Here is a 20,353-nt window from a genome sequence, read left to right on the forward strand (position 1 = left end):
GCACCCGCAAGGGCGCCCGAGAGTCTGCGAGAGAAGGGAAAAGGCATGGTTGTCTCTGCATCGTTTCGTCCCCTGTGGTTGCGCCGCACGCTGTCCATGGGGCCTGCCACGGCCTGGCCATTGCTGCTGGCGGCATGCGGGCAACTCCAGGCCGAGGAGCGCCCCACGCTGGTGCTCGACAGCACCACGGTCACCGCCACACGCAGCGCCAACAGCAGCTTCGCCCTGCCCGCCTCGGTCTCCACGGTCGACCGCGAGAACCTCGACGACGCCCAGGCGGACACCCTCTCCCGAGTACTGCGCAGCCTGCCCAACGTGAACGTCGGCGGCGGCCCGCGCCCGGCTTCGCAGAGCCCTGCCATCCGTGGCCTGCAAGGGCCGCGCATCATCCTCAGCGTGGATGGCGCCCGGCGTAACAACGAAGGCGGCGTGAACAGCCCCCTGCTGCTCGACCCGGATTTCATCCGCCAGATCGACGTGGTGCGCGGCCCGATGTCGGCCGCCTACGGGAGCGGCGGGCTGGGTGGCGTAATGGCATTCGAGACACTGGCGGCGGAGGACTTCGTCGCCCCCGGGCAAACCTTCGGTGGCCGCGCCAAAGTGAGCTATCGCAGCGGCGACGAATCCGCCTCCACCAACCTCACCGCTGCGGCCTTGAACGACCAGGGCGATATGCTCGCCAGCGCCACCTACCGCGACTACGGCACCATTCACACTGCCAAGGGCGGTACGGATGCCGAATACCCCAACGATGGCGACCTCACCGCCAGCCTGTTCAAGGCGGGGCTCAACCTGGGGGACCTGAACCGCCTGGAGCTGGGCCGGCAGACCTTCGACGACGACTTCACCGGCCCCACCAACCCCGGCGGCAACCTGCTCTTCCCTTTCGATCAGGACAGCCACCGCCGCCAGGAGCAGTACACCGGCAACTGGCTGTTCCACGATGCCGACCGGGCCCTGCTGGATGGCAGGCTCTCCCTCTATCGCACCCGTTATAGCCTGTCGGGCCATAGCCGCTCCACACCGCCCCAGCCGGACACCTCGGGCATGACCCGCACGGACGGCGGCAGCCTGCAGAACACCACCACCTTCGAACTGGGCGAGGACTACCGCCAACGCCTCACCTACGGCCTGGACTACTACGAGGACACCGCCGAAAACACCTCCGCCGGCCAGGCCAACTCGGTGCTGCCGGACGGCAGGATGCGCGCGCGCGGCGGCTTCCTGCAGAGCGAACAGGAGCTGTTCCAGCGCTGGACGCTCATCGCGGCGCTGCGCCATGACGACTACAAGCTCTCCTCCCCCGGGCAGGACAGCACCCACCATGACCGGCTCTCGCCGAAGCTGGCGCTCAAGTACCAGCCGCTGGATGCCCTGGGCCTGTTCGTCAGCTACGGGGAAGCCTTCCGCGCTCCCACCATGACCGAGATGTACGGCAACCTGAACACCAACAGGGCGCTGTTCAACTTCCGCGCCAACCCGAACCTGAAGCCCGAGGCCAGCAAGACCTGGGAAGGCGGTTTCACCCTGGACTTCGGCCAGCTGCTGGCCCCCGAGGACCGTTTTCGCCTCAAGGCCACCTGGTTCGACGAGGAGGTGGAAGACCTCATCGACCAGCAGACCGTGGGCACCTACACCCGCCAGGCGCCCTTCGCCGGTACCGGCCTGATCTTCCAGCGCCGCAACGTCGCCAAGGCCGAGCGCCGTGGTGGAGAGGTCGAGGCCGCCTACGAGTACGACCGCCTCACCCTCGGGTTGGGGTATTCACGCCTGCGGTCGCGCAACGCCCAGACCGGAGCAGACCTCTACGCCCCACCGGACAAGCTCGCCCTCACCCTGGACTACCGCCTGGATGAGCAGTGGTCGGTCAACTACCGCAGCCAGTTCGTCCGTGCACAGGACTACGACGACACCCTGCTGCGTCGCCGCGACGGCTATGCCCTGCACGATATCGGCCTGACCTGGGAGCAGGACCCCTACCGCGTGGACCTGGGCGTCAGCAACCTGTTCGACCAGGCCTACGCCACCTACCAGCAGAGCCAGGCCAATACCTTCACCTACGAGGAAGGCCGCAGCGTCAACCTCACCCTCAGCTCGCGCTTCTGAGAGACCCTGCCATGACCGCCGCCCGCCTCACCCTCCTCGCCTTCGCCGCCCTGCTCGGAGCCTGCGCCAGCCCTCCACCGCCCGGCCCTCGCACGGTGGTGATCGACTTCGCCCTCCAGGCCAACGGCCAACCCGCCCGTTGCGGTGCCACGCTGGGGCCACTGGGGGTGGACGCCCGCCCGGCGACCCTGCGCGATGCCCGTTTCTACGTGCAGGACCTGGCGCTGATCCGCGCGGACGGCAGCCACGAGTCGGTGGCGCTGGAGCGGGACGACTGGCAGGACGGCCAGGTGGCCCTGCTGGACTTCGAGGACGCCAGCGGCGCCTGCCAGGGCGGCACGACCGCCACGCGCCACCAGATACGCGGCCAGGTGGCAGCCGGCGACTATGTCGGGCTGGCCTTCAGCCTCGGCGTGCCCGAGGCGCTCAACCACACCAGCACCGAACTGCAGGGGCCGCCCCTGGATATCGCCGCCATGGGCTGGAGCTGGCAGGCGGGGCGCAAGTTCGCCAAGCTCGAGGTCAACCCGGAAGGGGGCGTGGCCAAGGCCGACGGCTCACGCGCCGCCAGCTGGTACCTGCACCTGGGCTCCACGGGCTGCAGCGGCAACCCGCTCACCGGCGAGACGGTCGCCTGCCTGCGGGGCAACCGGGTGCCGGTGACGCTGCCCCGCTTCGACCCGGCGCGCGACGCCGTGGCCCTGGACCTCGGTAGCCTCCTGGCCGGCAGCCAGGTCGGCCGCGACCTGGGCGGCGCGATGGGCTGCATGAGCGGCCCGGACGACCCCGAATGCCCCGCCGTCTTCACCCGCCTCGGCCTCGACCTGGCCAGCGGCCAGCCGCTGCCCGCCGGCCAAGTGGTATTCCGCGTGGTGCCGCGCCCATGAAGCCGAGCCATCGCGCCCTGCTGGCGGCCGTGATGGCGCTGCTGTCGGCCGGCGTACAGGCGCAAGAATGGGACTGGCGGCTGCCCAGCCACGTGCCGGCCCCACGGGTCCCCGCCGACAACCCCATGAGCGCCGCCAAGGTGGAGCTGGGCCGCCGGCTGTTCTACGACCCGCGCCTGTCCGGCAATGGCACCCTCGCCTGCGCGGGCTGCCATGACCAGGCCCGGGCCTTCAGCGACGGCACGCCGCGCTCCCGTGGCAGCAGCGGCGCCGCGACCCATCGCAATGCACCCGGCCTGACCAACGTCGCCTGGAACGCCACCTACAACTGGGCCAACCCGGCGGTGGTGTCCCTGGAGCGGCAGATGGAAGGCCCGCTGTTCGGCGACGACCCGGTGGAGATGGGCGTGAACGATGCCAATCGCCCGCGGATTCTCCAGCGCCTGCGCGACGAGCCCCTGTACCCGGCGCTGTTCGCCAGGGCCTTCCCGGACGATCCCGAGCCCATCCGCATGGCGTCGGTGATACGCGCCATCGCAGCCTTCGAGCGCAGCCTGGTGTCGGCCGACAGCCGCTACGACCGCTTCCTGCAGGGTCGCCTGCAACTGACCGCCGCTGAACAGCGCGGCATGAACCTGTTCTTCGGCGAGCGCGCCGAATGCCACCACTGCCACGGCAGCTTCAACTTCAACGACCAGGTGGTCCACGCCCGCACCCGCGAGGTGGAAACGCCCTTCCACAACACCGGGCTCTACGACCTGGATGGCCAGGGCGCCTACCCCTTCCCCAACCGGGGCGTCTTCGAGCTGACCGCCCAGGCACAGGACATGGGCGCCTTCCGCGCCCCCAGCCTGCGCAACGTGGCCCTCACTGCACCCTACTTCCACGACGGCAGTGCGGCCACCCTGCGCGAGGTGCTGCGCATCTACTCGGCCGGCGGCCGGGCAATCACCGACGGGCCGCTCAAGGGAGACGGTCGCCTCAACCGGCACAAGAGCGGGCTGATTGCCCGCATCGAACTCAGCGAAGCGGAGCTGGGCGACCTCGAAGCCTTTCTCGGCAGCCTCACCGACCTGAGCCTGCCCAACGACCCCCGCCACGCCAACCCCTGGCCGGCGGGCACGGAGTTCCTACCCACCCACACCCAGGAGGTCGCGCAACCCCAAAAAGCCAACCGCTTCACCACGGAGCCATGACGGCCTGGCCGTCGAACACCCTTCATTGCTGATCCATCAAGGAGAACCACCATGAACATCAAGATCGCCAGCAAGAAAACCCTCACCGTCGCCGGCCGTGCCGGTGCCTGCTGTGGCGCCTGCTGCGCCCCGGTCGGGGTGAACTGAGCCCAGCCCGCGTCGGTGCCCCGCACCGACGCGGTCCATCCAGGGAAGCCGCGCCAAGGAGAAACCATGCGCCTGGGATTCAACTTCACCCTGGGGGAAACCACCCCCCTGGTCCGTCGCCTGCTGGCCGAAGGGCGGATCGACTACGTGGAACTGCTGATCGACAACTTCCTGACCCTGGAGCCCGACGCCATCGCCACCGCGTTTCCCGCGCCCATGGGCTTCCACATCATGTTCTCCCGCTTCATCGAAGCCGAAGAGGCCGCTCTCGCCGACATGGCCAGGCGCCTGCGCCAGCTGATCGACCGCGTGCAGCCGCTCTACGTCTCCGACCATGTGGCGCGCTTCAGCCACCAGGGCCGACAGCTCTACCACCTCGCCGAAATCGACTATGCCGCGGACTACGAGCGGGTGCGCCGGCGCGTGGACAACTGGCAGCAGTTGCTCGGCTGCCAGGTGCTGCTGGAGAACTACCCCTCCATCCTGGACGGCGGCCGCGATGCGCCAAGGTTCTTCGAACGCCTGTGCCGGGACACCGGGGCGGGGGTGCTGTTCGACATCTCCAATGCGGTCTGCGCGCACCGCAACTGCGGCCTGCCCCTGGACGCCTGGCTGCCGGTGATCGACGCGTCTCGGCATTTCCACGTGGCCGGCTACAACCTCTCCATCCTCCAGCCGCACCTGGTGCTGGACACCCACGACCAGCCCCTGTCGGACGACACCCTGGCCTTCATCGAGCGCTATCGCACGCGCTTCGAGCACCCCGGGGCCACCCTGACCTACGAGCGCGACGACGCCTTCGTCGACCGGGATATCGACGCCGACCTGAAGCGCCTGCGCACCCTGTTCCCCCTTGCGGAGGCCCGCCTGCATGCCTGACAGCCCGCGTACCGACAGCCAGCTCCTGCACGCACTCTTCCACCCGCAGCGCCAGGGCGACTACCCCCGGGATTCCAGGGCCTTCGTGCGCATCGACACCAGCCTGCGGGTCTACTGGCACAGCCTGTTCGACATCTGCCCCGGCCTGCTCGCCCTTTCCGGCCCCGATGGCCTGGCGATCTTCCGCCCCTTCATGGCCTGGGCCGTTGAGCAGGAGCTGTCGTTCAACTGGGCCTGGTACCTGTGGGTCGACCTCTGGCTGCGCCAGTCGCCCTTTCACCAGCAGGTGGAAGACGAGCTGCGCTACAGCCTGATGGCGGCCTCGGCGGCCCGCTGGGCGACGGGTGATCGCTCGTCCCACCGGGGCATCGTCCTGGGAGCGGCCGACCTGCCCGACCTGGTATGCGGCTGGAAAGCCACCAGCCTCGAGGCCGGTCGCCAGGTCGAGCGCCTGGAGCTGGAAGAGCCCCTGCCGCCGCCAGGCACGGCCCATGGTTACTTCACCTGCGAGCAGCCCGACCTGTCAGGTGGCTTCCCCGGATGGACCCAGACGCCTCGATGAAAACGGGCTTCTGGCGAGGTTTCGGCGCCCTGCTGCTGGCCTTCGCCGCCGGTCAGCTCGGGCCGCAGCTCGACCTGGCGCTGCTGGCCCATGCCGGCCAGGGCGTGTCGGGGCTCTACGTGCTGGTGACCCGGCTGGCGATCCTCGAACTGGTCATCACCCTGGCACTGGGCGCCAGCCTGTCGGTACTGGCAGCCCGCGGCGAGCGCTCCGGGCAGCCTGGAGAAGGCCTGCGGCCCGCGCTGCTCCTCGCCGCCGGCGTCGGACTGCCGCTGGGCCTGCTCGGCGGTCTGGCCGGCTACCTGTTGCTACCGCGTCTGTTGTCCGGCGACCCCGGGCAGGTGGTCACGGCGCTGGCCGCACTGCCCTGGTTCTTTGTCGCCGCACCGCTGCGGCTGCTCAACGGCTGTGCCGCGTTCCTGTTGCACGCACGCGGAGAAGGGCCTCTGGCGCTGCGTTGCAAGGCAGTGGAGCTGCTGGCCAGGCTGCTGCTCGGCGTGGCGCTGATCCAGGGCCTGGGAATGGGGTTGGGCGGGTGCTTCATCACCGGGCTGCTGCTCAACCTCGGCACCGCTCTGTGGCTTACCCGGCACCTGGCGCGTGCCTCGTCGGGCCAGCCCTGGTGGCCGCGGCGCGACTGGCGTTCCCAGGCCCTGCGGGGCTGCGCCTGGGAAAGCCAGCGCCTGCTCGCCATTCAGGCCTTCGGCCTGCTGGCGGTTGCGCTGTTCGCCGCCGAGCGGTTCTGGCCGCCAGCGCCTGGCCGCCTGGACGCCTTCTCCAGCGCCCTGACCCTGGCGCTGCTGGTATTCGCGCCGCTCAGTGCCTTGCTGCGCTTCCTGAGCATGCGCCTGGCCGCCTCGCCTGCCGAGGCCCATCCCGAGGCGATCCGCCAGGTGACCCACCGCGCCCTGCCCGTCGCCGTTGCCGTAGCGGCCCTGCTGGCACTGTCGGTCCACAGGCTGGGGGCGCTCTACGGGCAGGCCGGCCCCTGGTGGACGACCTACGTTCTGATCCTCGCCGTCTCCCTGCCCGTGCGCGTGCTCGGCAACCTCCGCCGAGCGCAGCGGCAGGCCGCCGGCCAGTTCGCGCTCGTCGGCCGGCTCGACGCCGGGCTCCTGTGGCTGATCGGGCTGCCGACACTGCTGGCCGGCCTCGCCATGAACAGCCCGCTTCTGGCCTATGCGCACCTCGTGCTGCCGGAACTCTGCATACTGGCGAGCCTGCAGAGAGCCCACACAAAACAGCCGGAATTCTGCTAGCATCCGGCGCGTTGTCCTACACCACGCCTGGAACAGCCGAGAACAGCCCACCGATGAGATTGGCCCGCCGACATCGCTCGCTGATCGCCTGGATGCTCTACTGCAGCATCCTGCTCGGCGCGCTCGCCTGTGCCATCGGTCACGGGCAGATGGCCGGCCTGTCCCTCAGCGGCCTCGACGGGCAGTTCTGCGCCCTCGATGGCCCCCAGGGCGGCACGGCGATGGGGGATGACGGCCTGCCGTTCGGCAACCTCGCCTCGGGCTCCGGCTGTGCGTTGAGCTCCAGCTTCGGTGCCCTGCTCCTGGCGGCCTTCTTCGGCCTGCTGGCCCTGCTCGCTCCCTCTCGCGCCTGGTCATTGTCCAGCCGCCCCCACCTGCATCGCCCGCCTCGGGCCTGGGTGCTGGCCAACCCCCGAGCCTCACCGCCCCTCGCCTGAAACCTGCCCCAACGGGGACGGGCGGCTCGGCCATGGCACCCACAACACCACGGCCCCGGCTGAATCGTCGTCTCCATCGTCAATGCACGGGCGCTCGCCCCCCTTCGAAAAGGGGCCCCGCACCCGTGCCTGGTCAGGCGCTACCGGCGCCTTCGCAAGGCTGATCGACCCTATGCCGTTCAATTCCCGTGCTGGCCTCATGGCCAGCCTGTTCACCTGCTCCGCCCTGCCCGCGGCACTGCTGTGCCCAGCCGCCCATGCCGACAGCACGCTCACCCTGGGCACGGTCGAAGTATCGGGCCAGCAGAGCGGCCCCCTCTCCAGCCGTGACATTCTCAGCTCCGTGGACATCCTCGGCAGCGACCTGCTGCGGCAGCAGCCCGTCCAGTACAGCTGGGAACTGTTCAACCGCGCGCCCGGCGTGATGCTCACCCAGTTCAACCAGGGCACCACCTCCGGCAAGCTGTCGTTCCGCGGCTTCAACGGCGAGGGTGAAGTCAACGCGGTGAAGCTGCTGATCGATGGCATCCCCAGCAACACCAACGACGGCAACATGCCCTTCATCGACATGCTGTTTCCCGCCGACATCGAGGACATCGAAGTGGTGCGCGGCACCAATGATCCGCGCTACGGCCTGCACAACATCGCCGGCAATGCCAGCATCCGCACCCGCCAGGGCGGCAACGACAGCCAGGTGCGCCTGCGCAGCGGCAGCTTCGATACCCAGGAGCTGCAGGCCAGCACGGGCATCGAAGACGGCCACTGGTCGCAGAACTACTTCGTCGCCTACCAGAAGAGCGGTGGCTACCGCGACCACGCCGACAGCGAGCGCCAGAGCTTTGCCGGCAAATGGTTCTACACCGCCGACGCGGGCTGGCGCGCCGGCCTGATCGCCCGCCATTACAGCGCCGATGCCCTGGAAGCCGGCTACCTCGGCCGCGCCGACGCCCATGACGACCCGCGTCAGTCCTACGCCAACAACGCGACCGACCAGGGCAACCGGGAAATGAACCAGCTCAGCCTGCACCTGGACGCCGACCTGGCCGACGACCTCGCGTGGTCCGCCAAGAGCTACGTGAACACCTTCAAGGACGAGCGCTGGACCCAGTACTGGCGCACTGTCAGCCAGCAGGAGCGGGTCGCCGACGAGACCCAGTACGGCGCACTCAGCAGCCTGACCTGGCGCCCGGTGGTCAGCGGCCTGCATGACTTCGCCCTGGAGGGTGGAGCGGAAGTCCAACGGCAGGAAAACGAGAGCCTGCGCTACCGCACCCGCCAGCGCACACGCCTGGCCCAGACCCGCGATCAGCGCTTCGACCTGAACATCTACGGCGCCTACGTGCAGACGGTGATCGAGCCGGTGGAATCGCTGCGGCTGGTACCCGCCTACCGGGTCGACCGCCTGTATGGCGACTACAAGAACGGCCTGACCGGCGAACGCGCCGAGGTGAACGACTACGGCAGCATCCGCCAACCCAAGTTCAGCATCGTCTACAGCCCCTGGCGCGAGGCGAGCCTCTACGCCAACTGGGGGCGCACCTTCCAGGTGGGCGTCGGCTCCGGCGCCTATCGCCTGGCCAACCAGAGCGACGACCTCAAGCCTTCGATCAACGAAGGCTGGGAGACCGGCCTGAAATTCAGCCCGGTGCAGTGGCTCGACGGCCGTATCGCCTACTGGGAGCAGCACGCCACCGACGAGGTGCAGCGCAAGCTCAACGACGCCATCGGCGACTCGGAGAACGTCGGCGAGACCCTGCGCCGGGGCTATGACCTGCAGCTGAACCTGAACCCGGACGAGCGCACCCGCGTCTGGCTGTCGTACTCGCGGCAGTTCTCCGAAATCCTCCAGCCCAACCCCAACCTGCCGGACAGCAAGGGCAAGGAGATGGACCACGTACCGCATCACCTCTACGCCCTGGGCACCGAGTACCAGGCCAGCGAGAAGCTGCAACTGAGCGCCTGGGTCAACGGCCAGAGCGACTATTACCTGGAGCGCACCAACAGCACGGGCTCGTTCGGTGGCTTCGTGCTGCTCAACCTCGGTGCGACCTACCAGGTCAGCGAAAACCTCAGCCTCGACATGCAGGTGAAGAACGTCACCAATCGCTACTACGAGTACGTCTGGTACGACTCGACCGCCGGCGTCCAGCAGTCCCTGCACGCCCCAGGCGATGGCCGTGCCCTGTATGCAGGGCTGACACTGGACTTCTGACACCGGGCCGCCCAGGCGGGCGGCCATTCATTCCAAACGCAAGGGAGACACCCCGATGACACTGTTCAAGGCCGTTCTACTCAGCGCTCTGATGGCATCGCCGCTGATGGCCGGCGCTCACGAATACGACGTGGGCGACCTGCATGTCGACCATCCGTGGGCGCGCGCAACGCCTCCGGTCGCACCGACGGCGGCGGCCTACTTCATCATCCACAACAAGGGAACCGCTGCTGACCGCCTCCTGGGTGCCGAGACGGCTGCCGCCGGTCGCGTCGAACTGCACGAGCACGTACACCAGGACGGGCTGATGAAGATGCAGCACGTCCAGGCCGTGGAGGTGCCCGCCCACGGCGAGGCGAGGTTCGAGCCCATGGGCTACCACGTGATGCTGTTCGACCTGAAACAGCCGCTGGCGGAAGGCGAGCGCTTCCCCATGACGCTGCACTTCGAGAAAGCGGGCGACCTCAAGGTCGAGATCGCCGTCCAGAAGGACGCACCCCAGGCCCATGGCGAGCATGAGCACGGAGCCGAGCACAGCCACTAGCGACGGGCACGCGACAGCGAGCGCACGCCTCAGGCGTGACTATGCTTGATGCGAGCGCTGCTCTCGCCGCCACCCACCGACCCTGCGAGCCTGGACCATGAGTGCCGTACGCCGTCACCGCTCGATGATCGCCTGGATGCTCTACGCCTGCGTCCTGTACAGCGCGTTCGCCTGCAGCCTGGGGCATGGCCAGCAGAGCGGCCTGGCGCTGAGCGGTATCGGCGGGCTCTACTGCACAGCCAACGGCGACCTGGGTGCGTCACCGAGCAAGACTCCGGCCGGCACCGGCGGCGCTTCGTCGATGCCGGCCATGGGCTGCCCGCTGTGCAGTGCCTTCACCCTCACCACCCTCCTGCTGGGCGGCCTGTTGCTGCCTGGCAGGCCTGGCGGCCATCCACCGCACCCCGGCGTCGTCGAGGGCCATACCCACCCTCGCCTCACCTGGCCCTCGGCCAACCCCCGCGCCTCCCCCGCCTGACCTTCCCTTTCCCTGCACCGGCAGTCGCTTGCCGCTACACGGCGGCCGCTGCCGTTCGACTGACACCCGGCCCGCGCGCCTTCGCCGAGAAGGCACGGTGCCGGGTACCGTGAAGGAGACAGGTCATGAACGACACCAAGGTACTGGTTCTGCCGATCGCCGAGGGCACCATCGGCAATCCCGCCCGCGCATCCACGGCGCAGCGCATTGCCGGGATCAGACGCTGGGGAGCGATCGTCTGGCGAGACCATGAGAAACCGGGAGGCGTGCTGCGCGAGTACCTCGCCTCCAGCCGCGAGGGCCGCACGCTGTTCGTGGCGAATCTGCTGGAAGGGGCTTACGTCGAGTTCGCCATCGCCTACCAGCGGCAGGGGCGCATCAAGATGCGTCGCTACTACCGGGTCACGGCCGTACTCCCGGACGCACTGCACCTGCTGGAGGTGCGCCAGGACGACCTGCCTTGCAGAGCCGTCCGGGCGGCCTAGGGACGCGCGATGATCTGCTGCGGCATGCGCCGTGAGGCGCATCACAATGCCTGGGTGGCGGCATTCCTGGCGATCGTGCTCAAGGTCATGGCGTTGCCGATGGCCACGGCCTTCGGATCGCTCAGCCTGGAGCAACTGCTGGCCGGGAGCTTCTGCTCGTCGGGTGGTTTGCAGCAGAGCGCCCTGGTACTCGACAAGGACAGTTCCGGCTCGCCCGACGCAGGTGGCACGTCCCACTGCTGCTGCTCACAATCCGTCGGCGCGGCCCCCCTGCCGCCGTCGCCTCTGGCTGCACCGGGGCGGCTCGCGGCACTGCGCCCGACGCCCGCCGCCCATCCCTTCGCGGTCTCGCCCCGCGAGCGCTGGCCCTCGATCAACCCCCGTGCCTCTCCCGTCCTGCCTGGCTGCCCCTGATAGCAACCCCTCGGGCACGGGCTTCAACGCCCATCCGCCCCGAGGTAGACCACGCCTCTGCAAGGACGACACGACATGCTCCACAACAGGCTTGCCACCCGAAGAAACGACCTTCCGACGCCATCCCTCCCCAGCCCCCAACGAGGGGCAGGAGGACAGATGCGCTCACCGACCCTTGCCACCCGCCCAAGCGGAAACCGTGGCGACTTTCTGCTGCCCTTTCCCGACTACCCCTGCAACGCACGCAGCTTCGTGCACCTGGACGCACGCCTGCTGCCCTACTGGCACACCCTGTTCGATGTGTGCCCGGCTCTGCTCAAGCTGGACGCACCGGAGGGCCTCAATCTGTTCCGCAGCTTCATGACCTGGGCCTACCGCCGCCATCCCCCGCTGGACTGGACCTACTACCTGAGCGTCTGCCGCTGGCTGCTGGAGTCCGAGTACCGGCAACAGGTGCACGAGGAGCATGTGGAGGCGTTCATGGCAGCCGCCGCGGCACGCTGGGTGAACACCGACGACAGCCAGGCCCGGGGGCTCATCCTCATCTGGCGTGAAACCGCGGTGACGGTGACCGACTGGAAGGTCGCGCCCCGGGCGCTTGCGATGGTCGAGGCCGAGGAGGAGCTGCCCGCACCCCACTGGGACTTTGCCTGGAGCCCGCTGGCCGGGCGGGGAGCGAACGGGTTCCGGCGCTGGTTGCCGATTCCCGGCTGAGCCGGCTGCGACAGCCCGCCGCAGCCGCCGCCCGAGGCGTCGCGGCGCGCGACGGCGGGTGGGGCTGTGTCAGGCTGTCGCAGTGGCGGCAACCAGGCCCGCCCCCTAGAGTTCGACTGCCGAGGGCGGATGCAGGAAAGAGGCTTCCACGGTTAGCCCGAAGCAGCGACAAGGAGCGGGGACGCTCTGCAAAACCAGCCCTCTTCACGGAGGGCTTTTTATTGTGCGCAGGGTGCGACAGGCTGCCGCACCCAATGGCAGCTAGCTGACGGCCTCTGGGCTCGACGCCCGCCTGCGCAACGAGCGTGGCAAGTTGTCGCATCTCGCCCGTCAAAGGCCCGGGTGCTAACGTTTCCGTGACACGACGGTTTCCTTGGCAGGTACGTCTGGTCAAAGGCCGGGGCTCAAAAAGCCCCGGCCTTTTCACATCACGCAAAAGATAAAGGTGCGCAACGCTGCCACCTGCCGGCAGGGTGTGCGCCCGGCCGGCATTGTGCGCTTTGACCCTGTGCGGAGCTGATCGAGGTGGATGACGCTCTTTTCATCCACCAAAGGGTGCTACCGACGAACGCATTGCATGGGCCGTGGCAGGCCTGTCGGTCGGGTGCAACCCAACAACGCCGGTACCAGGCACTCGCGGGTTTCACCCGCCCTACGCCGATCCGGGCTGCCTCTTTTGCGGGAGCGGACTCATCCGCGATCAGCCTCGCCAACAAACCGTTGGGCCTCGCTGCGCTTGGCGCCAACCTACGGCGCCACCCCCACCCACGATGCCCACCCATGCGTAGGGTGGATGGCGCTGTTTTCATCCACCAAACGATGCCACCGACGAACGCATTGCATGGGCCTTGGCAGGCCTTTAGGTCGGGTGCAACCCGACAACGCCGGTACCAGGCACTCGCGAGTTACACCCGCCCTACGCCGATCCGGGCTGCATTTCTTTTGGGAGCGGATTCATCCGCGATCAGCCTCACCGCTGGCCTCCGGCCCTCCGATTGACACCCCGCCCCCGAATCCATAACGTTGCCCCGCTGCCCAACCTGGGCAGCCGGGATTGGCGTCCCGATCAAGAGAAGGAGCATGGGCCTCGGTTCAGCTCCTGGCATGGTCGCACCCGTGTTTTTCATGGGAGGACCGTGCAGGGCATCTTCGGATGCGCCGGTTCTCTTGACGGTTACGCCAACCTGCACGGTCCGCCCACCCTGATTGGCGTCAGGGAGCGGTTCTTGGCTCCAAGAGGCTACGACCATGAACTCCATCAAACTCCCCCACCCGCACCTGCCGCTCCTGCGCATCAAAAAGGAGAGATCGGCATGAACAGCGACCTCGAACACCGCCGCCTGCATCAACTGGCCGACCGCCTGGAATCGCGCCTGAACACCGTACGGGTGCTCGCCGAAATCATCCTGGACAACGCCGCCATGCGCGAAGGCATTCCCGGGCCCTACCTGGATGACGTGCGGGAGGCCGCGCTGATGGAGGCGGTGATTCACCTTTCCCGCAGCAACCAGGAAGACTTCCAGCACGTGGCGAAGCTGGCGCAGTTGCCGTTGCGTTGAGGGTGTTGGGACTTTGCGGCCCGGGTACGCCTGTAAAAGGCCAGGGCTCAAAAAACCTGGCCTCTCCCTATTACCCAGCCGCTAGATATCCGCGACCCTGCCACCGCTGAAGAAGCCCTGAGCAACCACACCGGTTCCATTGGTGGAGTTCTGGCTGGTGCCCCATGTGCTTAGGTGCCCCATCTTCGCCAGCGACTGGATCATCAGGCTGATGGAGCCGGAGACCGAGTGTTGGTAGATGCGCAGCCCCGTTCGCGAGTCGGTCAGCGAGGGCTCGAAATCGAGATCGTTGGTCTCGCAGAGCTGTAACAAGGTAGCGAGAACAGCCTTGGAGAGCGGCGTTTCATCGTCATCGCCGATCACGACCGAGATTTCCTTGGCCGTCTTGATGCTGCCGAGGTTGCTCAACGCTTGGAGGAAGGGGGCTTCGACGCTCTGCGTCCAGCTCTGTGCACTGAACGTACTGCTGATATGGGTCACGAAGATCTTCGGTGGGACTATCACCCCCACCCCGACGCAACCGGACAGCCCGTCCGTCCAGAGTGATAGGTCGTTGTAGCCGGTTGTGTCGAGCACGACCCATTCGTTCAACCCTACCTTTACGCTCGGCATTGGACTCTCCCTCTCCGCGTGTGGATGTTCATCAGTTGCCCGGGGCCGGGACGTGCGCGGCACTACCCAATCCGGGCTACACGCCAGGCGAGCCTCTGCAGCGGGCCCATCCCTGGCTGGATAGGACAATCCAAGCACATCGGTGCGATGGCGCAACGGCTTTCACCCCACCGGTCGGCCCCATTGCGGGCGGGCGAAAAGTCTGTCTTCCAACTACCGTCCGATAGCAGCAGATGCTGGAGAGACGATGACGCGGGTGAATCGGCTTTCCCGGGCCACGACCTGTCAACGACACACCGAAGGCGGTACTTATGGAATCAGTCCTGATCGCAGCGGGCGTCTTCGTATGCCTGATACTGGCCTCCCTGCTGATGATGCATTGGTATCCCAAGCTTTCGGCCCGTCACAAGGACGAAGAAACCAACACGGTGGTCCGCCTGGTGGCCAATATCTTCGTGGTCATGACCTCACTGGTGTTCGGCCTCATGATCAATTCAGCAAAGAACACCTTCGAAGCCATCGACACCAACATGCACGCCTACGCCACCAGCCTGATCATCTTTGATCGCACCTTGAAGAATTACGGAGAAGCGGCACAGGAAACCCGCCTGCGCCTGGCTGCGTATGTGGAGCGCGCCATTGCCAATCCCTATCGTGGGGATGAGGCGCTCCAGCATCGGAACAGCCCCGCCACGCAGTTTCTCGACAACATCGGCGTGGCTCTTGCGGCCATCACACCCGGGAGCCGGTATCAGGAAACCCAGCTCACCGATCTTCGTCGCCAATATCACTCGCTCATCGAGCAGCGCTGGAGAATCGTGGAGCAATCCGAAGGCACGATTCCGATGCCGCTGATAGGCATGCTCGTCGCGTGGTTGACGCTTATCTACGCAAGCTTCGGCTATCGAGCGCCACGCAACCCAATGGTGATCGGCATGTTCACCGTGTCCTCCTTGCTGATCGCCACCTCCGTGTATCTGGTGCTGGACATGGATATCCCCTTCCACGGCCCCATCCAGATATCGGACGCCCCCTTGCGCAGGGCATTGGCAGAGATGCAGATGCAGGGGTGACTTCAGCGCATCGCGCTGGTGCGGGCGTTCATCTCGGCGGGCAATGGCGCTCTTTCATCCAACGTGCGATGCCGCTCCCGCCTGAAAAGCGAATACCGGAGGCGTAGTGGTCACGACGGAACACTGCACGCCCGAATCGGGTACCCGCTGGGCGAATCATTCGAACTTATCGGCATGGCCTCTGCCCATTCAGAAGACTCTCGTGTTCTCCAACACGTGTCCCCGCGCCTAGCGAGGCGCTTCTGCGAAGAGGTCCATCATGAGCATGAATCTGCAAGGCAAGAAGGTTCTATTCATCACCGCCAACACCGGGATCGAGCGCGATGAGCTGCTCAAGCCCATGGAGGCCCTGAAGACCCAGGGAGCCGAGGTGATGCATGCGACGGTCAAGGGTGGCGAAGCCCAGACCTGGGTCCAGGACAGTGAAAAAGACGTGACGGTGCATTCGGACACGACCCTCAAGGGCCTGGGCGCGAGCGATTTCGACCTGCTGGTGATCCCGGGCGGTACGGTGAATGCCGATACGCTGCGCCAGGATGCGGACGCCCAACGTCTGGTGCAGGAGTTCGCCTCGGCGGGCAAGCCGGTCGCGGCGATCTGCCATGGGCCCTGGCTGCTCATCGACGCTGGCGTGGTCGACAGCAAATCACTGACCTCCTACTCCAGCGTGCGTATCGACCTGGTCAATGCCGGTGCGAGCTGGGTAGATGCAGAAGTAAAGGTCTGCCCAGGCAAAGGCTGGACCCTGATCACCTCGCGCAACCCCAACGACCTGCCCGCCTTCAACGCGGCCATCGGCAAGGCCCTGCAGGCGGCCTGATCGACACTACAAAGAGCGCCGCCGAGCACGTCACGGCGGCGAGCCAGGGCCACCTCTTTGTGGGAGCGGATTCATCCGCGATCAGCCGCGCCGACGAACCGTTGGGCCTCGCTACGCTCGGCGCCAACCTGCGACGGCCACCCCAACCGGGGTGCCGCCGGGAGCACATGGCGGAGACGGTGATTGGCCTGTAGGTCAGGTGCAATCCGGCGTTTCGGTGATGGGTTTCGCTGCGCTCGCGGAGCGCCGCCCGATGCATCCTACGGTGCCGATCCCACTCACGATGGACAACCCATGCGTAGGGTGGATGGCGCTCTTTTCATCCACCGAGCGGTGCCACTGGCGAGCACATCGCGTGGTCCGTGAATGCGCGCGCCGGCCCGGTTGAGTCTCCAGCACACACTCGCCCGCCGCCCCTGAATCCGCCTGTTACCCAGGTGCCCGCCGCTGAAGGCGAGCGCGCCGCACCCCAGCCTTTGGCTTGGCTTACAGCCGGCAGGCCTCACCTAGCCTCAACGGACTGTCCAGCAACGCTGGAGAGAAGGAGCAGTTACCCAAACGGCAGTTTGCAGGGAAGAACGCGGACCTCTGCAAGATCAGAGCGAACAGGGACACGACATGAACGCCTATTTCAAACCGCTATGCGCCTTGGTTTTGACAGCCCTTTGCAGCATCGCCCATGCAGCGACATTGTTGCCGCCAAGCACGGCATTCACGGCCTACGGCATGTTTACATTGCAGTCCGGAACCATCCCGACCACAACCTGCAACATCAGCCTCTCCGGCACGACGGGCACCAGCAACACGGCAAGCATCACCACGGTGAGCATTACCGGCACAGGCTTTTGCCCGGCCATCACTGCCTCCTGGCTGCCCTGGACCTGGACAGCGACGAGCACCACGGCGGCGACCCTCTCGGGGGTCAAGCTGTTGGTCCAAGGGAAGTCCTGCACCATTTCCTCTGCGACGCTTAACGGGTCGTGGTCGAACGCTTCAAACACACTTTCCTTCTCGCCCAACCAGTTCTTTGGCGACTGCATCCTCGGGAACCTGCGCTTCAGTCCATCGCCCATGTTCACCGTCGTGCCTTGATCGAAGGTGCCGGTTTTACCAGTGCCCGGCACCGACTCGAACAGCGCGGTGCCGCTCACACCGCGCTATGGCTGGCCAGGTTGCGGTACTGCCCTTTGAAGTACAGCAGGGGCTGCGTGGCCGCGGCATCCGGCAGGCTCAACGCCTTCACTTCACCGATCACGATCAGGTGGTCGCCGGCGGCGTGTTCGGCGTGGATTTCGCAATCCAGCCAATGCAGGCTGCCGGCGATGATGGGGTTGCCCAGCGGCGATTCCTTCCATTCGACACCCTGCCATTTGTCCGTGCCCTTGCGCGCGAACTGGTTGGACAGGGTGGCCTGTTCACCCGAGAGGATGTTGACCAGGAAGCGACCGGCCTGGCGGATTCTGGGGTAGCTGGCCGAGCTGCACATGACGCTGAACGACACCAGCGGCGGGCTCATCGACACGCTGTAGAACGACTGGCAGGTGAAGCCGACCGGCTCGCCATCGTGATGCGAGGTGATCACCGTGATGCCGGATGCGTAGTGCCCGAGCACTTCGCGAAAGCGGCAGGGCTCGATGGCCGTACGAGGGAGTGACATGGCAGGTCCTGGACAGTGGGTGCAGCTCGGAGGTGCAAAGGAGGGTTTGAGCGGCGACGGGCTTCAGCCCTCCCCTGCACCGCGTCCGAATTCAATCCGGCACTAGGCCAGGAGTTCCCTGCGGACGATATCTGCGCCGGCACTCAGGGCATTGAGCTTGCCCCGTGCAACCCGACGGGACAGGGGCGCCATGCCGCAGTTGGTGCACGGGCAAAGCTTGTCGGCATCGACGAACTGCAGGGCTTTGCGCAGGGTGTCGGCGACCTGCTCCGGGGTTTCGATAACGTCGGATGCCACGTCGATGGCGCCCACCATCACCTTCTTGCCCCGCACGAGTTCCAGCAGCTCCATGGGGACGCGGGAGTTCTGGCATTCCAGCGAAATGATGTCGAGGCTGGACGCCTGCAGCTTGGGGAAGATCTCTTCGTATTGCCGCCACTCCGACCCGAGGGTTTTCTTCCAGTCGGTATTGGCCTTGATGCCGTAGCCATAGCAGATGTGCACGGCGGTTTCGCACTTGAGCCCTTCGACAGCGCGTTCCAGGGCAGCGATGCCCCAGTCATTCACCTCATCGAAGAACACGTTGAAGGCGGGCTCGTCGAACTGAATGATGTCGACGCCGGCGGCCTCCAGCTCCTTGGCTTCCTGGTTGAGGATCTTGGCGAATTCCCAGGCCAGTTTTTCGCGGCTTTTGTAGTGGGCGTCGTACAGCGTGTCGATCATCGTCATGGGGCCTGGCAGCGCCCACTTGATGGGTTGCTGGGTCTGCTGACGCAGGAATTTGGCATCTTCGACGAAGACCGGCTTCTGCCGGCTCACAGCGCCCACGACCGTCGGCACGCTGGCGTCGTAGCGATCACGGATTCGAACCGTCTCGCGCTTTTCGAAATCAACGCCGTCGAGGTGCTCGATGAAGGTGGTGACGAAGTGCTGACGCGACTGCTCGCCGTCACTGACGATGTCGATACCGGCGTGTTGTTGTTCCTGCAACGACAGGCGCAGCGCGTCCTGCTTGCCTTCGATCAACGCCTCGTCCTGCAGCTTCCAGGGGGACCAGAGCGTCTCGGGCTGTGCCAGCCAGGAGGGTTTGGGCAAGCTGCCGGCAGTCGACGTGGGGAGCAATTTTTTCACGATGGATGACCTTGTAGATTGATGAGTCAAAGAGCGCAGCCGGCGGACCACTGCTGAAGAATGCTGTGGTACGGCTTGATGAAGTGCTCTTCGACGAACTTCCCTTGTTCGATAGCCAGCCGGCTGCGCTCTTCCCGGTCGTAGACAATCCGGGTCAGCGAGTAGTCCTCGTGCTTAAGGCTCGGCTGATAGGATTTGCCCGCTGCAGAGTTCGCGTTGTAGATCTCCGGCCGGTAGATCTTCTGGAAGGTGTCCATCGTGCTGATGGTGCTGATGAGTTCGAGGTTGGTGTAATCACCCAGCAGGTCGCCAGCAAAGTAGAAGGCCAACGGCGCCACGCTGTTCGGCGGCATGAAGTAGCGCACCTTGAGGCCCATCTTCTGGAAGTACTCATCCGTCAGGGAGTACTCATCCTGCAGGTATTCAAAGCCCAGTACGGGGTGCTGGTTCTCTGTCCGGTGGTAGGTCTTGCTGCTGGAAACGCTCAGGCAGATGACGGGCAGCTTCTTGAAGTGCTCGCTGTAGGCATCCGAGTTCAGGAAGCACTTGAACAGCTTCCCATGCAGATCGCCAAAATCGTCTGGCGTGCTGAAGCCGGCCTGGCTCTTGTTGTGCTCCAGCAGCAGTACGCTGAAGTCATAGTCGCGCACATAGGAGGAGAAGTTATTCCCCACGATGCCTTCAGTACGCTCGCCGGTCTTGCGGTCAACGATATTGGTTTTCAATATCTCGATCAGCGGCAACGCATTGTCGCTGCCCGCCACATCGATATTCATTTCAACGGAAATGATTTCCAGCTCGACGGCATAACGATCGCCCTTGGGGTTGTCCCAATGCGCCAGGGCATTGAAACGGTTGTCGATCATTTTCAACGCGTTGCGCAGGTTCTCCTGGCGGCTCTCGCCCCTGGCCAGGTTGGCGAAATTGGTGGTGATCCGCGTGTTCTCGGAGGGGTAGTAATGCTCGTCGAAACGAATGCTTTTAATGGCAAAGGTGAAGTCGTTGTTCATCGCAATCCGGCACCTGAATACGTGAGAGAAACCTGAGTCTGCTCTGTACTTGCGCAGCACTTTTCAGCCTTCTTCTGGTTGTTTCTGCTCAGCGATATTTAGATTCACTGAAAGTAAAACCATTCTATGCAGCGCCATTAATTGATTGAAAATGAAATGATCTCACCGGGT

The 20,353-nt window shown here is 65.8% G+C and carries 22 protein-coding genes; 17 read left to right on the forward strand and 5 right to left on the reverse strand.

What is annotated here, in order from left to right; translation table 11 throughout:
* Nucleotides 1-45 precede the first annotated feature (45 nt).
* From PI990_RS18195 to PI990_RS18265, 15 genes are all read left to right on the forward strand, one after another.
* Complete coding sequence (locus tag PI990_RS18195; protein WP_271657993.1) at nt 46-2,106, forward strand: TonB-dependent hemoglobin/transferrin/lactoferrin family receptor; 2,061 nt, start codon at nt 46-48, stop codon at nt 2,104-2,106.
* 11 nt (nt 2,107-2,117) lie between these two features.
* A complete protein-coding gene (locus PI990_RS18200; RefSeq protein ID WP_271657994.1) occupies nt 2,118-2,993 on the forward strand; it encodes an MbnP family copper-binding protein in 876 nt (291 codons plus the stop codon).
* On the forward strand, nt 2,990-4,189 hold the full coding sequence (locus PI990_RS18205) for a methanobactin export MATE transporter MbnM (RefSeq protein WP_271657995.1): 1,200 nt from the start codon (nt 2,990-2,992) through the stop codon (nt 4,187-4,189). Before PI990_RS18200 ends, PI990_RS18205 begins: the two co-directional genes overlap by 4 nt.
* 51 nt (nt 4,190-4,240) lie before the next feature.
* Nucleotides 4,241-4,336: a methanobactin gene (gene mbnA / locus PI990_RS18210; RefSeq protein WP_236234024.1), complete on the forward strand. Its 96-nt coding sequence runs from the start codon at nt 4,241-4,243 to the stop codon at nt 4,334-4,336.
* 66 nt (nt 4,337-4,402) lie between these two features.
* Nucleotides 4,403-5,215 (forward strand): methanobactin biosynthesis protein MbnB, encoded by an 813-nt coding sequence (mbnB, locus tag PI990_RS18215; protein WP_271657996.1) that lies wholly within the window; start codon nt 4,403-4,405, stop codon nt 5,213-5,215.
* Nucleotides 5,208-5,777, forward strand: coding sequence for a methanobactin biosynthesis protein MbnC (gene mbnC / locus PI990_RS18220; RefSeq protein ID WP_271657997.1), 570 nt, complete (start codon nt 5,208-5,210; stop codon nt 5,775-5,777). The genes mbnB and mbnC overlap by 8 nt, the downstream gene beginning before the upstream one ends.
* A complete protein-coding gene (gene mbnM / locus PI990_RS18225) occupies nt 5,756-7,036 on the forward strand; it encodes a hypothetical protein (RefSeq protein ID WP_271657998.1) in 1,281 nt (426 codons plus the stop codon). Before mbnC ends, mbnM begins: the two co-directional genes overlap by 22 nt.
* A gap of 53 nt (nt 7,037-7,089) precedes the next feature.
* Nucleotides 7,090-7,473: a DUF2946 family protein gene (locus PI990_RS18230; protein ID WP_271657999.1), complete on the forward strand. Its 384-nt coding sequence runs from the start codon at nt 7,090-7,092 to the stop codon at nt 7,471-7,473.
* A 172-nt stretch (nt 7,474-7,645) separates the two neighbouring features.
* Nucleotides 7,646-9,685: a TonB-dependent receptor gene (locus PI990_RS18235; RefSeq protein ID WP_271658000.1), complete on the forward strand. Its 2,040-nt coding sequence runs from the start codon at nt 7,646-7,648 to the stop codon at nt 9,683-9,685.
* Nucleotides 9,686-9,740: 55 nt separating this feature from the next.
* Nucleotides 9,741-10,229 (forward strand): copper chaperone PCu(A)C, encoded by a 489-nt coding sequence (locus PI990_RS18240; protein ID WP_271658001.1) that lies wholly within the window; start codon nt 9,741-9,743, stop codon nt 10,227-10,229.
* 97 nt (nt 10,230-10,326) lie between these two features.
* Nucleotides 10,327-10,707: a DUF2946 family protein gene (locus tag PI990_RS18245; RefSeq protein WP_271658002.1), complete on the forward strand. Its 381-nt coding sequence runs from the start codon at nt 10,327-10,329 to the stop codon at nt 10,705-10,707.
* A gap of 125 nt (nt 10,708-10,832) precedes the next feature.
* Nucleotides 10,833-11,192, forward strand: coding sequence for a hypothetical protein (locus PI990_RS18250; protein WP_021220148.1), 360 nt, complete (start codon nt 10,833-10,835; stop codon nt 11,190-11,192).
* Between the two features lie 9 nt (nt 11,193-11,201).
* Nucleotides 11,202-11,606, forward strand: a complete 405-nt coding sequence (locus tag PI990_RS18255; RefSeq protein WP_081711603.1) for a DUF2946 family protein — start codon at nt 11,202-11,204, stop codon at nt 11,604-11,606.
* A gap of 159 nt (nt 11,607-11,765) precedes the next feature.
* Nucleotides 11,766-12,320: a putative natural product biosynthesis protein gene (locus tag PI990_RS18260; RefSeq protein ID WP_184490080.1), complete on the forward strand. Its 555-nt coding sequence runs from the start codon at nt 11,766-11,768 to the stop codon at nt 12,318-12,320.
* 1,313 nt (nt 12,321-13,633) lie between these two features.
* A complete protein-coding gene (locus PI990_RS18265; protein WP_271658003.1) occupies nt 13,634-13,879 on the forward strand; it encodes a hypothetical protein in 246 nt (81 codons plus the stop codon).
* 81 nt (nt 13,880-13,960) lie between these two features.
* Here the strand turns inward: PI990_RS18265 and PI990_RS18270 are convergent, their stop codons facing one another.
* Entirely contained in the window at nt 13,961-14,455 is a 495-nt protein-coding gene (locus PI990_RS18270) for a hypothetical protein (RefSeq protein ID WP_271658004.1), read from the reverse strand.
* A 347-nt stretch (nt 14,456-14,802) separates the two neighbouring features.
* Between PI990_RS18270 and PI990_RS18275 the strand changes: the two genes are divergently transcribed.
* Together PI990_RS18275 and PI990_RS18280 are read left to right on the forward strand one after the other, a co-directional pair.
* Nucleotides 14,803-15,564 (forward strand): bestrophin-like domain, encoded by a 762-nt coding sequence (locus PI990_RS18275; RefSeq protein WP_021220142.1) that lies wholly within the window; start codon nt 14,803-14,805, stop codon nt 15,562-15,564.
* 259 nt (nt 15,565-15,823) lie between these two features.
* Complete coding sequence (locus PI990_RS18280) at nt 15,824-16,384, forward strand: type 1 glutamine amidotransferase domain-containing protein (protein WP_184490084.1); 561 nt, start codon at nt 15,824-15,826, stop codon at nt 16,382-16,384.
* 719 nt (nt 16,385-17,103) lie between these two features.
* On the opposite strand, the gene PI990_RS18285 is transcribed toward PI990_RS18280, so the two are convergent.
* The 4 genes from PI990_RS18285 to PI990_RS18300 all read right to left on the reverse strand — a co-directional run bounded on the left by PI990_RS18285 (nt 17,104) and on the right by PI990_RS18300 (nt 20,182).
* The gene (locus tag PI990_RS18285) at nt 17,104-17,535 is read right to left on the reverse strand and encodes a hypothetical protein (protein ID WP_271658005.1); all 432 of its coding nucleotides are present in this window, start codon (nt 17,533-17,535) and stop codon (nt 17,104-17,106) included.
* Entirely contained in the window at nt 17,532-18,041 is a 510-nt protein-coding gene (locus PI990_RS18290; RefSeq protein ID WP_271658006.1) for a flavin reductase family protein, read from the reverse strand. The genes PI990_RS18285 and PI990_RS18290 overlap by 4 nt, the downstream gene beginning before the upstream one ends.
* Before the next feature lie 102 nt (nt 18,042-18,143).
* Nucleotides 18,144-19,172 carry a methionine synthase gene (locus PI990_RS18295; protein ID WP_271658007.1) on the reverse strand — a complete coding sequence of 343 codons (1,029 nt, stop codon included), beginning with the start codon at nt 19,170-19,172 and terminating at the stop codon, nt 18,144-18,146.
* 26 nt (nt 19,173-19,198) lie between these two features.
* Nucleotides 19,199-20,182, reverse strand: coding sequence for a DUF1852 domain-containing protein (locus PI990_RS18300; protein ID WP_271658008.1), 984 nt, complete (start codon nt 20,180-20,182; stop codon nt 19,199-19,201).
* Between the last annotated feature and the right edge of the window lie 171 nt (nt 20,183-20,353).

This window comes from Pseudomonas sp. TUM22785 (genome assembly GCF_028198105.1).
Taxonomy (GTDB): Bacteria; Pseudomonadota; Gammaproteobacteria; order Pseudomonadales; family Pseudomonadaceae; genus Metapseudomonas; species Metapseudomonas solani.